The sequence below is a fragment of the Pseudomonas sp. JZ134 genome (assembly GCF_051027695.1).
GTDB lineage: Bacteria > Pseudomonadota > Gammaproteobacteria > Pseudomonadales > Pseudomonadaceae > Chryseomonas > Chryseomonas luteola.
The window spans coordinates 3,205,019-3,218,268 of sequence record NZ_CP069250.1 but is presented as its reverse complement, the minus strand read 5'-3'; the positions used below and the strand labels follow the sequence as shown (position 1 = coordinate 3,218,268).

The following is a 13,250-nucleotide window of genomic DNA, read 5'->3' as shown; positions in this document are numbered from 1 at the left end:
ATCGTGGGAGCGCATGATGAGCACGTTCGATAATGGAAGACGGCGCCTGATCCAGGGGCTGGGCGTTGGACTGCTGCTGCCGGGAGTGGCACCTGTCGTGATCGCTGGCGCCAAGCAACGTCCGCTGATGCTTGAGGGAGTTCAGTCAGGTGATGTTCAGGGCAATCGGGCCATCGTCTGGAGCCGCTGTGATCGTCCGGCGCGGATGATCGTCGAGTGGGATACCAAGGAGAGCTTTCGCCATCTGCGCCGAATGGTTTCGCCTGTGGTAACAGCCGACACAGATTACACGGCGCGCATGGATTTGCGCGGTCTTCCCGCTGATCAATCCATTTTCTATCGGGTTCGTTTCGAAGATATTTACAGCGGTGCGCAGAGCGAGCCTGTCTTTGGACATTTGCGTAGCGCACCGACGCATCGTACCGATATCCGTTTCGTCTGGAGCGGCGACACGGTCGGGCAGGGATTTGGTATCAACCCCGATATCGGTGGCATGCGCATCTATGAGGCCATGCGTCGCCGACAGCCCGACTTCTTCCTGCACAGTGGCGATACCATCTATGCAGACGGCCCGCTAGAAGCCAAGACCACGACGGTGGAAGGCAAGGTCTGGCGCAACATCACCACAGAGGCCAAGAGCAAGGTTGCCGAGACGGTCGATGAATATCGTGGCAATTATCGCTACAACCTGATGGACGAAAATGTCCGTCGGTTCAATGCTGAAGTCCCGCAGATCTGGCAGTGGGATGACCACGAGACCACCAATAACTGGTCTTCTACTAAAGTGCTGGATGACCGTTACACCGTAAAGGACATCAACGTACTGGCCAGGCGGTCGCGTCAGGCGTATCTGGAATATGCCCCCATGCGGCTGCAACAGCGTGATGATGCCGGACGCATCTATCGCAAGATCAGCTACGGTCCTCGGCTGGATATTTTCGTGCTGGACATGCGGACCTACCGGGGCGGGAACAGCACCAACCTGCAACCCAATGAGGGACCAGACACTGCTTTCATGGGGCGCACGCAACTCGAGTGGCTCAAGCAGGGGCTCGCGGAGTCTACGGCTACCTGGAAGGTTATTGCGGCAGACATGCCCATTGGTCTGGAAGTCCCTGATGGGGTAGATGCAGCAGGAATGCCTCGTTGGGAAGCCATTGCCAATGGTGACGGCGGTGCACCCTTGGGTCGCGAACTGGAAATTGCAGAGCTCTTGCGTTACATCCGCCGGTGGAATATCAACAATACGGTCTGGCTGACTGCAGATGTGCACTACTGCGCGGCTCACCACTACCACCCCAACCGGGCAGCCTTCCAGGATTTCGAGCCCTTCTGGGAGTTCGTGGCAGGCCCCCTCAATGCCGGTGCATTCGGGCCCAACAAGCTGGACAACACTTTCGGGCCGGAGGCCGTGTTTGTGAAGGCGCCACCGGTAGCCAACAGCTCGCCGCTGTCGGGCTTCCAATTCTTTGGCGAGGTCAATATCGAAGGGCACAGCGGTGATCTGACTGTGACCCTGCGAGATCTGGATGGAAAGGCGGTATTCGAAAAGACGCTTCAGGCTGTTTAATCAGGCGGTAGAAACAAAGGGCTGAATGATCAGCCCTTTCTCTTATGCTTAGTGATGTTCCCGCGTCGCGCGGAATTTTATGTCAGGCCAGCGCTCTTCCATCAGGCTCAGGTTGACACGAGTCGGCGCAAGGTAGGTCAGGTGACCGCCGCCATCCACGGACAGGTTCTCCATGGCCTTGTTCTTGAATTCCTCAAGCTTCTTCTTGTCATTGCACTCGATCCAGCGGGCAGACCAGACGTTGATCGGCTCGTAGACGCATTCCACCTTGTATTCTTCCTTCAGGCGGCTGGCAACGACGTCGAACTGCAGCACACCAACAGCGCCGAGAATGATGTCGTTGTTACGCTCAGGGAAGAACACCTGGGTCGCGCCTTCCTCTGCCAGCTCCTGCAGGCCCTGGCGGAGCTGCTTGGATTTGAGTGGGTCCTTCAGGCGTACACGGCGGAACAGTTCAGGCGCAAAGTGCGGAATACCGGTAAAGCCGAGGCTCTCACCTTCGGTGAAGGTATCGCCGATCTGGATGGTGCCGTGGTTGTGCAAGCCGATGATGTCGCCTGCAAAGGCTTCTTCCAGTTGTTCACGCTCGGAAGAGAAGAACGTCAGGGCGTCAGCAATCTTGATGTCTTTGCCGATCCGCACATGGCGCAGTTTCATGCCTTTTTCATACTTGCCGGAGCAGATCCGCATAAAGGCAATCCGGTCACGGTGCTTGGGATCCATGTTTGCCTGGATCTTGAATACGAAACCGCTGAATTTCTCTTCGGCCGGCTGTACGTCACGCTCGTTGGTCGCGCGGGAGAGCGGCTGTGGCGCCCAGTCCACGACCGCGTCCAGGACGTGATCGACACCGAAGTTGCCCAGGGCTGTACCAAAGAAGACCGGTGTCATCTGGCCCTTTAAAAATTCATCCGTATTGAATTCATGGCACGCGCCCTGAACCAGTTCGAGCTGCTCGACAAAATCATCGTACAGGTCGCCCAGGTGAGTACGGGCTTCGTCCGAGTCCAGCTTTTCAATAACGCGGGTTGCGATACGCTCATGGCCGTGGCCAGGGGTATAGACAAAGATCTTGTCTTCGGAGAGGTGATATACCCCTTTGAAATCACGGTAAGAGCCAATCGGCCAGGTAATCGGGGCCGCCTTGATTTTCAGGACAGCTTCGATCTCGTCGAGCAGCTCGATCGGATCGCGAATATCACGGTCCAGCTTGTTCACAAAGCTGACGATAGGCGTATCGCGCAGACGGCAGACATCCATTAGGGCAATCGTGCGGGGCTCAACGCCTTTACCGCCATCGAGCACCATCAGGGCAGAGTCAACCGCCGTCAGGGTGCGGTAGGTGTCTTCCGAGAAGTCTTCGTGACCGGGCGTGTCGAGCAGGTTGATCATGTGCTCGCGATAGGGAAACTGCATGACCGACGTGGTAATGGAGATACCACGCTGCTTTTCCATCTCCATCCAGTCGGAGGTGGCATGGCGGTCGGATTTACGTGATTTAACGGTCCCGGCCACGGCAATGGCTTGCCCCATCAGGAGGAGCTTCTCGGTGATGGTGGTCTTACCGGCGTCCGGGTGGGAAATGATGGCGAAAGTGCGCCGCTTGGCGACTTCGGCGGCCTGCTTGGTCATGGAGGCTGATGTCCGGTGGATACTTAAACCGGCGATTATAGCAAGCCAAAAGGCCTGTAGGTTCAGGCCTTTTGGCTTTTCAGACGAGTCTTGTTCAGCAGAGTGGCCCTGATGCACTGGGCCACCCTGCCAGCGGTTTATTTAGGCCCTATTTCCGAGCAGCCCGAGTGTTTCACATACTTCTTGAGAATTGCCCACTGCGGACGCTCCTTGTTATCCCGGGGTTCGATGGAGAGGGAATAGTCGCCCCAGCCCGGACCTGCTGCCCAGTATGTAGCTGGGATACATTCCTTCTGAAGATGCGAGAGCATGTTATCCATGACCTTCATCCAGCGGGGATCATCCCCTGGTGCACCAAACTCACCAATGTGGCCTTTCTTATTATTGGCCTTGAGCCAGTCAATAAAAGGTTGAACACGTTTGACGCCAATCATGGGATCAAGCTGACTAGTGTCCTTGGATTCGTAACGACCACCGGCATCAGCGTCGAAATACACATGAGCCGAGAAAATCAGATTGTCCGCCGGATCCTTGAGGTTCAGCAGGCCTTTGTTTACCTCAGGCCAGCGCGCGCTGCTTGACCAGAAGTTGCCCTCGATCACGATCGGACGGCTCTTATCGACGGAGCGGATGCCATCGATGCCGTACTGGGCCGCGGTGTCCCAGTGGTCTTCCACATCATGCGGCTCGTTCATGATGTCGTAGCCCAGCAGGGCAGGGTGCTTGCTCCAGGTTTTGGCGATCCGCTCCATGACGTCCTGGTAAGCCTCGTAGGGTACGCTCTCCGAGCCAATGATCTGGTCGCGGTAACGCCCGTAGTTGTGCAGGTCCAGAATGACCTGCATCTTGTAGCGCTTGGCCGAATCCAGCGTCTGGCTGATCAGGTCAGCGTACTGAGTGTCCAGCTCACCGTTGAGCTTGGGTTGCAGGCGCTCCCAGGTGATCGGGAAACGTACGACGCGAATCCCGCGATAGCCCCAGCGCCTGAAGTAGGAGTCGTCAGGAAAAAAGTAGTTGGTACCGTTCACACCCGGAAGCACCTGCGCCGCAAAGCCGGCACCCGAGAAATTCAGGCCGATCATCTCGGCTGGGTAATCGGCCGCCGAGGCGGTATGGCTCATGAGCAGGGGAGCGAATACTAGAAAGGCATATCGCTTGAGGTTGCGTTTGATTCGCCCGGTTCTATTCATCGAAATAAGTGCCATAAGCGTAATGGGCAGGCCAGAACTGTACCTGCAGGGTTAACATGGATAGCCTGATAGCAAAACCCGTCAAACGTGCTCTTTGAGCAGGTCGATTGACAAGGGGGCCGGCGGGGTTTGATGTAAAAATGTGATTGCCTATGGCTTTATTGAAAATACGTACAGCGATAGGAGCGGGAAGTAAACTCGATAAGCGTTAAAAAGCCATTAAGCTGAAAGCCTGAGCCGGACTCAGGACACAGGCTTTCAAGCCTGGCGCTTAGCAGGCATCCAGACGGAAGCAGACTCCTGTCCAGCGCTCAGCCTCCTCACGTGCATCCTGCTCGTTATCGAACTCGGCAATGACTCCGCCATGGGCGTAGATCACCGCCCAGGTTTCCTTCAAGGCAACCTGCAACGAGTTGATGAATGATGGAGGCTCTACCGAGCCGTCGACTTCGATGCCAAACATTTTGATTTCCCTATGAAATGAAGCAAAACATATTGTTGGAGTTTGGCCATATCCTTCCGTGATGTAAGGCACTGCATGGCGACACACGAAGACCTGTGCGTCTTAATAAAGTTTACGCCTTGCCATATTTCTTTCATCTTTTTGGTGAGCGGCAGTATCCAAATCTGGTTAGCACTCCCTCGCAAAAATTAATCTTTGTTGAAAATGCCTATCTGGCTTGAACGGGTTCTCTCAATTGAAGAGGAATCCTGACGGATTTTGGAACATCGGTTCGCCTGGCCGGTCGGTTTTACGAGGAGGGTTCGTACCGGATCGAGGTAAATCAGACAGTCGTATGGGATTTTTGATTGATCTTGCGGGCGTGTAGTCCTAAAGTTCGCGCCCGAACGTCCATGCTGGAAACGATCCATCCGGCTCAAGTACTGACGACGAGACAGCAAGGTCAACGCTCTGGACATGTTGACCTTTTTGCTTTCGGCGACGTGCCTTGGGAAGTAGGCGAACCAAAGTGGGGAAACGGATTAGGCGTTCAGCAATACCCCTACGAATCCATTTGTTCTGCCATTGGGAGTCCGACGCATGTCCATCCAGGTCGAAGATTACTACTCGCGCGAGACCTTCCAGCGAATGAAGTCCTTCGCTGACCAGCATGAAACGCCTTTTGTCGTAATCGATAAAGCCACCATTTCCAGAGCCTACGATGATCTGGTGAACAATTTCCCGTTTGCCAAAATTTATTACGCCGTTAAGGCAAACCCAGCCATCGAGATTACTGAGCTCCTGCGCGACAAGGGCTCGAATTTCGACATCGCGTCCATCTATGAACTGGACAAGGTATTGAGCACTGGCGTCAGTCCTGACCGCATCAGCTACGGCAATACGATTAAGAAAGCCAAGGACATTCGCTATTTCTACGAGAAAGGTGTGCGGATGTTCGCCACCGACTCCGAGGCTGACCTGCGTAATATTGCCAAGGCTGCGCCGGGCTCGAAGATCTATGTGCGGATTCTGACCGAAGGCTCTAATACCGCTGACTGGCCGCTTTCACGTAAGTTTGGCTGCCAGACCGATCTGGCGCTGGACCTCCTGATCCTGGCCCGCCAGCTAGGCCTTGTGCCTTACGGCGTCTCCTTCCATGTTGGCTCGCAGCAGCGTGATATCGACGTCTGGGATGCGGCTATCGCCAAGGTCAAGGTAATATTCGAGCGCCTGCGTGAAGAAGACGGCATCGTCCTGAAGATGATCAACATGGGCGGCGGGTTCCCGGCAAACTATATTGCCAAGACCAACAACCTCGAAACCTATGCTGAAGAGATTATCCGCTTCCTGAAGGAAGACTTTGGCGATGAGCTTCCGGAAATCATTCTGGAGCCTGGTCGTTCGTTGATTGCCAACGCCGGTATTCTGGTGAGCGAAGTGGTACTGGTGTCGCGCAAATCGCGCACCGCCGTCGAGCGCTGGGTATACACCGACGTAGGCAAATTTTCCGGTCTGATCGAAACCATGGACGAATCCATCAAGTTTCCGATCTGGGTCGAGAAGAAGGGTGAGATGGAAGAGGTCGTGATTGCCGGCCCTACCTGTGACAGTGCCGACATCATGTATGAACACTACAAATATGGTTTGCCACTGAACCTTGCCAGCGGTGACCGTCTGTATTGGTTATCTACCGGGGCGTACACCACCAGCTACAGTGCTGTGGAGTTCAATGGCTTCCCTCCACTCAAGGCCTATTACCTCTAAATAGCGCCCATAAAAAACCCGCTTCGGCGGGTTTTTTTATCATTCAGACGGTAAGGGGCGTATCGTAGCGCTTGCTCTGGGCTCTGGTAAGAGCCGCTTGATCCGTCTCGTCGCCCAATTCGGCGGCGCGCTCGAAATAGCTCAGCCCGATCAGGCGTAGCGCTTCATGCTCGGAGTCCAACAGTCCTTGCCGGCTGGCCCTGAAAAAATTGAGGTTGCCGGTCTTCAAGGCTTCCTTCAACCAGTGCTGGGCTTCCTCAAGGCGACCCGTTGTTGCCAGTACCGCCGCATAGCTATATTGACCGCGAAAATCGCCTGCCTCTGCCGATCGCTTGTACCAGTCATGTGCAACCTTTGTATCCCGTGTAACGACAAGACCCTCTTCGTAGAAGCGTCCAACGAGGTTCATGGACTTGGCATGGCCCAGCTCAGCGGCGCGTCGATAGAATAAAAAGGCGCTGTGCTCGTTACGGGAGACACCGCGTCCTGTCGCCAGCAGATTGGCATAGTTGTACATGCCCCAGTCCAGGCCCTGTTCGGCGGCCTGACGATAGGCCTCGGCTGCTGCGTGGGCATCCTGCTCGCAGCCCCAGCCATGTTCGCGGCAACGTCCTACCATGTTGAGCGCCATCGTGTGGCCTTGGTCGGCAGCGATAGTGAACCAGGTCAATGCGAGGCTAGCGTCCTGTGCAATGCCGCGGCCCTCCAGCAGGATCTGGCCCAGCATGGCCTGGGCATCTGGCGAGCCGGCCTTGGCAGCTGTCAGGATGACACGGGCCGCCTCCCTGGGATTATCCGATGCCAGTGCCTGTTCCAGCGCCTGGTTTTCGAGAACTTCCTGTCGCCTCAAGACGTAGGCCATGGTTATACGTCTACCCAGCGGCGTAGCAGGTTGTGATAAGTCCCAGTCAACTGAACCAGTGAAGGATGATCAGGGACGTCGCGGGTCAGGTTTTGAATGGCTGTGTCCATTTCGAACAGCAGGGCCCGCTGGCTATCTTCGCGAACAAGACTCTGAGTCCAGAAAAACGAGGCATATCGAGTGCCTCGAGTCACCGGCTCCACCTTGTGCAGGCTGGTAGCCGGATAGAGTACGGCGTCGCCTGCCTTTAGCTTTACGCGCTGTGTGCCATAGGTGTCCTGAATCACCAGTTCTCCGCCGTCATAGCTGTCGGGATCACTGAAAAACACTGTGGTCGAGATATCGGTTCTGACGCGCTCGACGCTGTTTTTCACGTTGCGTACGGCGTTGTCTATATGGAAGTCGAATGAGCCGCCGGCGGTGTAGCAGTTGATCAAGGGCGGGAAGATCTTGTGGGGCAGTGCCGCAGACATGAACAGGGGATGCTGCCAGAGCCGATGGACAATCGCTTCGCCGATTTCACGCGTTAACGGATGGTCTTCGGGAAGTTGAAGATTATGCTTGGCCTTGGAGGATTGATGTCCGGCAGTGATTTTTCCATCACTCCACTGGGTCTGTTCAAGCGCCTCTCGGATACGAGCCGTTTCTTCAGCAGTAAAGACCTGGGGTATGGCTAGCAGCATGACGCGCTCCGACGAGCATAAAAAAACTATTAATGATAGTCATTCTCAGGATTTTTGCAAAAAGTACAGCGTAGAACTGCAAGCTGTCTTTGATAATTCAGAATACTTTAAATTACTATTGATACTAATTCGTATTTGCGTATATTTTCCGCGGCTTCGTTCGTGGGGAATAATTAGAAATGACACGTCAAACCGAGTTGGGTGTTACGCCTAGGCTGTTAGTTTCAGCGGTAGGGGTAGCCATAACGGCTTTTTCCGGTACTACGCTTGCTCAACAAGCGCCTACTAAGCAAAGTGCTAACCAAGGCTCGAGCGTACTGGATCTGAACAGCACCACCGTCCTGGGGGATGAAGAGGGCAGTTATAACGTTCAGGAGTCAGCATCGTCCAAGTACACGGCTCCGCTGCGTGACACACCCAAGTCAGTGACGGTAATACCGGCTCAGGTAATCCAAGACACCGGTGCGCTTTCATTAACTGACGCGCTACGGACTGTTCCAGGCATCACGTTTGGAGCAGGAGAGGGAGGAAACCCCCAAGGCGATCGCCCCTTCATCCGCGGTTTCAGTGCTGAAAGTGATACTTTTGTTGACGGTTTGAGAGATATCGCTTCGCAGACACGTGAAGTATTCAATCTCGAAAGCGTTGAAGTCAGCAAGGGGCCAGGCTCGGCTTATACAGGCGCAGGTTCGACTGGGGGTAGCCTCAACCTGGTTTCCAAAACGCCCAAGATGCATGATTTCGTCAATGGCGGCTTTACCTATGGCTCTGATCAGACTCGCCGTACAACCCTGGATGTCAACCATGTATTGACCGACTCGGCTGCCTTCCGCCTGAATCTGATGAAGCACGATGCCAATGTGGCCGGTCGTGATGGTCCAGATGTCAGCCGCTGGGGTGTAGCACCTTCGATTAGTTTCGGTCTGGGTACACCCACACGTGCCACGTTTTCCTACTACCACTTGGAAACAGATGACACGCCGGACTATGGTATTCCGCTGACCAATGTGAACCGCAGCAAGGCCAACCCGAGCGGGCCGGCTCATGTAGATAAGGACAACTGGTACGGGTCTAGCCGTGATTACCGTGAAAGCACGACCGACAGCGGTACGCTTCGAATCGAGCACGATTTGAATGACAGCCTCACGCTGTCTAACAGTTTTCGCATGGTGCGGACCACACTGGACTACGTGGCTACCAACCCGGACGACAGCAAAGGCAACGTTGCAAACGGTTACGTCTATCGCTCACCTAAGAGCCGCAATTCAACATCAGAAGGCTGGGTCAACCAGACCGACTTGAAGGCGCTGTTTAATACGGGGACGATTGAACATACTCTGGTAACGGGCTTGGAATTTAGTTACGAAGATGTGCATAGTCGCCCCTATACCTTTACATCGACGGCGTCCGGTACAACATGCAATGCGTCCTTGCTGGCCAGTGGTGATTGCACCAGCCTGTATAACCCCACCTACAAGGATGGATGGGCAGGCACGATTACCGAGGGTGCGTCTTATACGGATACCGACACCAAGACCAGTGCCGCCTATGTATTCGATACACTGAAGCTTAACGATCAGTGGTCTGTAAACCTTGGTCTGCGCTACGACGATTACCAAGTCAAGAGCAGCGGCTTCGGCAATAATGGTGTTCGTGGTGCAGCCAACACCAATTTCTCCAATGAAAACAATTCGCACTTCTGGAACTATCAGGTTGGTGTCGTTTATAAGCCCGCATCCAACGGCAGTATCTATGTAGCGTGGTCGACATCGAGTAACCCATCGGGCGAGACGGGAGGAGAAGGTTTGTCCGATCTGGCGGCTGCCAATAACGGGCTGGATCCAGAACGTAATCGCAATTATGAAGTGGGGACGAAGTGGGACTTCTTCAACGAAGCGCTTTCGCTTAATGCGGCCTTGTTCCGTACAGACAAGACCAATGCTCGCGTTGCCAGCGCAGACGCCAACATATCGCAAGTACTGGACGGCGAGCAGCGTGTCCAGGGCGTGGAGCTGGGCTTCAGTGGCAAGCTGACGCCTCACTGGAAAGTATTCGGCGGTTACACCTACTTGGATAGCGAGATCCGCAAGTCGACCACCACTTCCGATGAAGGCAATAAGATGCCTCAGACACCGGAAAATAACTTTACTCTGTGGACAACTTATGATGTCACTCAGGATTTCACAGTGGGGGGTGGCGCTACGTATGTGGATCGTCAGTTCGGTAATACGGCCAACTCGACCTACATTCCCTCCTACACGCGCTATGACGCGATGGCGGCTTACCGCGTGACGAAGAATCTGGATCTGCAGTTGAATGTGCAGAACCTGACGGACAAACGTTATTTCGACCAAGTGTACTCAACCCATATGGCGCACGTAGCGCCCGGACGTACAGCGCTCCTGAGTGCCAACTTCCATTTCTGATGGAAAAGTGCATGGCCCGGCTCCTGTGAGCCGGGCTTTTTGTATGGATATCTCTTACTTGTCAGGCGCATATGGCACACGCGCTCTGGTTTTGAATGGCTCGTGGATCGAGTGATTTAAATGAAAAAGCTTCTCTTCCAGCTGCATTGGTTTATGGGCATCACGGCAGGACTGGTGCTGGTCATCATAGGCGTGACCGGCGCTGCGTATTCGTTCGAGCCGGAGATATCGAACCTGATCAATCGTTCTGCAGCGGTAGAGCAGCGAATGGCTGGAAATGCGCTGGCACCTTATGAGCTTATCAAGCGCGTCGAGGCGTACGAGGGTAAAAAGGTAACCGGGCTATGGGCCGATCTGGTGCTCAACAGTAATGTCCGCGTATTTCTCGAGCCCCCGCCGGGAGAGCGGCGCGGGCCTATGCGCTTTGTCGATGCCTATACCGGTGAGGTATTGAGTGAACCGGTTGGCGCCGACTTCTTTGGGCTCATGCTGCGTCTGCATCGCTTTCTTGCTGTGGGTGAAACTGGCAAGGCGATAGTGGGCGCCTGTACCCTGATGCTCGTGTTTTTCTGTCTGTCCGGTCTCTATCTTCGCTGGCCTAAACAGGTTGCCAGCTGGCGCGCCTGGTTGACCCTGGATTGGGCCCGTAAAGGGCGCAGCTTCAATTGGGACCTGCATGCTGTCGCAGGCACCTGGTGCCTTATGCTCTATCTGCTGGCGGCACTCACGGGGCTCTTCTGGTCCTACGAGTGGTACCGCAACGGCCTGATCCGGTTGTTGGATGATGCGCCTGCCGAGCAGCGAGGCGAGCGCAAGGGTGGCAGGCCGGAGCGTCCTCAGCCAAATGGGGCACCGCCCGTCATCAACCATGAAGCCCTCTGGGCAAGCGTGCAGCAAGCGGCCGGTCCGACGCTGGAAGGTTATACCTTACGCCTGCCCTCGGCAGCCGGTCAGCCGGCAACAGTCTTTTATCGCCTTCAGAATGCCGATCATCTACGTGCACTCAACAAGCTGGACCTGGACCCGCAAACCGGCGCGGTTCGCAGCCATGAGCGCTACGCTGACAAGAGCATCGGCGGGCAGCTGCTGGGCAGCATCTATGCGCTGCACACGGGCGAGTACTTCGGGTTGCCGGGGCGGCTGCTGATGTTTCTAGCCAGCCTCGCCATGCCCTTGTTCTTTATCACGGGCTGGTTGCTCTATCTGGATCGCCGCCGAAAGAAAAAGGGGATTCGCCAGGCTCGTCGCGAAGTCATACCTACGGCAACAGGGGATGAGCCCTGGTTGATCGGCTTTGCCAGTCAGAGTGGTTTGGCGGAGCAACTGGCCTGGCAAACCGCCGGCCAGCTACAGGCTGCAGGCCAGCCAGCAACGGTAAAGCCGCTGGCTCAGCTCAATTCTGATGCCTTGACGGCGGCTCGCAAGGCATTATTTATCGTCAGTACCTTTGGTGATGGCGAGGCTCCAGATAATGCCCGCAAATTCGAGCGCGCCGTGTTGCGGCAGGCGATATCCCTGAAGCAGCTCTCCTACGGTGTGCTGGCGCTGGGGGATCGGCAATATCCGGATTTCTGTGCGTTTGGACGACGTCTACAGCGCTGGCTGAGCGGGCAGGGCGCTCACAGTCTGTTCGATACGGTTGAGGTAAACCGGGACGATGAGGTTGCCTTGGGTCTATGGCAGTCTCGCCTGGGCGAGTTGGGTGCCGTGGCGCATATCCAACCAGCTACTGCTCCGTTCCAGGATTATCACCTGTCGGCCCGTCAGTGCTTGAACCCCAGAGGGCAGGGATGGCCCGTCTTCAGGGTCGATCTCCAAATGCCGGCAAATTGCTCGTGGGCAGCCGGCGACCTTATCGAAATACTGCCGCGTTATCCTGTGTCATTCGTACAGGAATGGCTAAGTCCATTGGGACTTTCTCCAGATTCCCTTGTATGGCTGGACGGGATCGAGTTGCCGTTGGATCAGGCATTGGCAACACGTTTTCTGCCTGAGGACGTGCACCAGATGGTAGGCATGCACGCACAGGGATTGGTTGAGGCGCTGCTGCCTTTGGCGGTCAGGCAGTATTCAATTGCATCCCTGCCCGTTGAGGGGACTATGTCACTGATCATTCGCCAGGAGCGCAAACGAAGTGGGCAGTTGGGTATCGCGTCTGGCTGGCTGACCACCCATGCTCCAGAGGGTGGGCACCTGATGGCACGCCTAAGACCTAATTCCGCGTTCCATATGCCTCATGACGATCGGCCTGCGCTCTTTATTGGCAACGGCACGGGGATAGCCGGCTTACGGGCACTGCTCAAGGCACGCATCGACGCAGGCCACAGCCGGAACTGGCTGCTCTTCGGTGAGCGGAATCGTGAGCATGATTTCTTCTACCAAGACGAATTGGAGCACTGGCTGGCGCATCGGCAGCTTGCCCGGCTTGATCTGGCTTTTTCCCGTGATCAGGAAGACAAGGTATATGTTCAGGATCGCTTGCTGGAATCCACAGAAGAGGTCCGAGCCTGGGTCGAGCAAGGCGCGGTCATTTACGTCTGTGGCAGTTTGCAGGGCATGGCACAAGGCGTACATGCTGCCCTGGTTGAGATCCTGGGCGAATTGGACCTGGAGCGGTTGCAGGAGGAAGGGCGCTACAAGCGGGACGTTTATTGACGGATATCCGCCGGCCATTTCCATTT

9 protein-coding genes are annotated in these 13,250 nt (G+C 55.4%); 4 read left to right on the top strand and 5 right to left on the bottom strand.

What is annotated here, in order from left to right; translation table 11 throughout:
• Positions 1-16: 16 nt before the first annotated feature.
• A complete protein-coding gene (locus JQR86_RS14985) occupies positions 17-1,570 on the top strand; it encodes an alkaline phosphatase D family protein (RefSeq protein ID WP_434153817.1) in 1,554 nt (517 codons plus the stop codon).
• 48 nt (positions 1,571-1,618) lie between these two features.
• Here the strand turns inward: JQR86_RS14985 and JQR86_RS14980 are convergent, their stop codons facing one another.
• From JQR86_RS14980 to JQR86_RS14970, 3 genes are all read right to left on the bottom strand, one after another.
• Positions 1,619-3,202 (bottom strand): peptide chain release factor 3, encoded by a 1,584-nt coding sequence (locus JQR86_RS14980; RefSeq protein ID WP_434153816.1) that lies wholly within the window; start codon positions 3,200-3,202, stop codon positions 1,619-1,621.
• 137 nt (positions 3,203-3,339) lie between these two features.
• Positions 3,340-4,392 (bottom strand): glycoside hydrolase family 5 protein, encoded by a 1,053-nt coding sequence (locus tag JQR86_RS14975; RefSeq protein WP_434153815.1) that lies wholly within the window; start codon positions 4,390-4,392, stop codon positions 3,340-3,342.
• A 271-nt stretch (positions 4,393-4,663) separates the two neighbouring features.
• Entirely contained in the window at positions 4,664-4,855 is a 192-nt protein-coding gene (locus JQR86_RS14970) for a hypothetical protein (protein ID WP_010797223.1), read from the bottom strand.
• 579 nt (positions 4,856-5,434) lie between these two features.
• Between JQR86_RS14970 and JQR86_RS14965 the strand changes: the two genes are divergently transcribed.
• Positions 5,435-6,598: a type III PLP-dependent enzyme gene (locus JQR86_RS14965; protein ID WP_010797224.1), complete on the top strand. Its 1,164-nt coding sequence runs from the start codon at positions 5,435-5,437 to the stop codon at positions 6,596-6,598.
• 43 nt (positions 6,599-6,641) lie between these two features.
• Here the strand turns inward: JQR86_RS14965 and JQR86_RS14960 are convergent, their stop codons facing one another.
• Both JQR86_RS14960 and JQR86_RS14955 read right to left on the bottom strand, forming a co-directional pair.
• Positions 6,642-7,460, bottom strand: coding sequence for a tetratricopeptide repeat protein (locus JQR86_RS14960; RefSeq protein ID WP_434153813.1), 819 nt, complete (start codon positions 7,458-7,460; stop codon positions 6,642-6,644).
• Positions 7,461-7,462: 2 nt separating this feature from the next.
• A complete protein-coding gene (locus tag JQR86_RS14955) occupies positions 7,463-8,143 on the bottom strand; it encodes a Fe2+-dependent dioxygenase (RefSeq protein ID WP_019366886.1) in 681 nt (226 codons plus the stop codon).
• Between the two features lie 179 nt (positions 8,144-8,322).
• On the opposite strand from JQR86_RS14955, the gene JQR86_RS14950 reads away from it, so the two are divergent.
• Positions 8,323-10,569 (top strand): TonB-dependent receptor, encoded by a 2,247-nt coding sequence (locus tag JQR86_RS14950; RefSeq protein WP_404625538.1) that lies wholly within the window; start codon positions 8,323-8,325, stop codon positions 10,567-10,569.
• Between the two features lie 120 nt (positions 10,570-10,689).
• Positions 10,690-13,224, top strand: coding sequence for a PepSY domain-containing protein (locus JQR86_RS14945; protein ID WP_434153812.1), 2,535 nt, complete (start codon positions 10,690-10,692; stop codon positions 13,222-13,224).
• Positions 13,225-13,250: the final 26 nt, after the last annotated feature.

Bases quoted from the DNA above. Each gene is read 5' to 3' on its own strand.
- JQR86_RS14985 (WP_434153817.1), top strand. From the start codon at position 17: ATGAGCACGTTCGATAATGGAAGACGGCGCCTGATCCAGGGGCTGGGC.
- JQR86_RS14965 (WP_010797224.1), top strand. From the start codon at position 5,435: ATGTCCATCCAGGTCGAAGATTACTACTCGCGCGAGACCTTCCAGCGA.
- JQR86_RS14960 (WP_434153813.1), bottom strand. From the start codon at position 7,460: ATGGCCTACGTCTTGAGGCGACAGGAAGTTCTCGAAAACCAGGCGCTG.
- JQR86_RS14970 (WP_010797223.1), bottom strand. From the start codon at position 4,855: ATGTTTGGCATCGAAGTCGACGGCTCGGTAGAGCCTCCATCATTCATC.
- JQR86_RS14945 (WP_434153812.1), top strand. From the start codon at position 10,690: ATGAAAAAGCTTCTCTTCCAGCTGCATTGGTTTATGGGCATCACGGCA.
- JQR86_RS14980 (WP_434153816.1), bottom strand. From the start codon at position 3,202: ATGACCAAGCAGGCCGCCGAAGTCGCCAAGCGGCGCACTTTCGCCATC.
- JQR86_RS14950 (WP_404625538.1), top strand. From the start codon at position 8,323: ATGACACGTCAAACCGAGTTGGGTGTTACGCCTAGGCTGTTAGTTTCA.
- JQR86_RS14975 (WP_434153815.1), bottom strand. From the start codon at position 4,392: ATGAATAGAACCGGGCGAATCAAACGCAACCTCAAGCGATATGCCTTT.
- JQR86_RS14955 (WP_019366886.1), bottom strand. From the start codon at position 8,143: ATGCTGCTAGCCATACCCCAGGTCTTTACTGCTGAAGAAACGGCTCGT.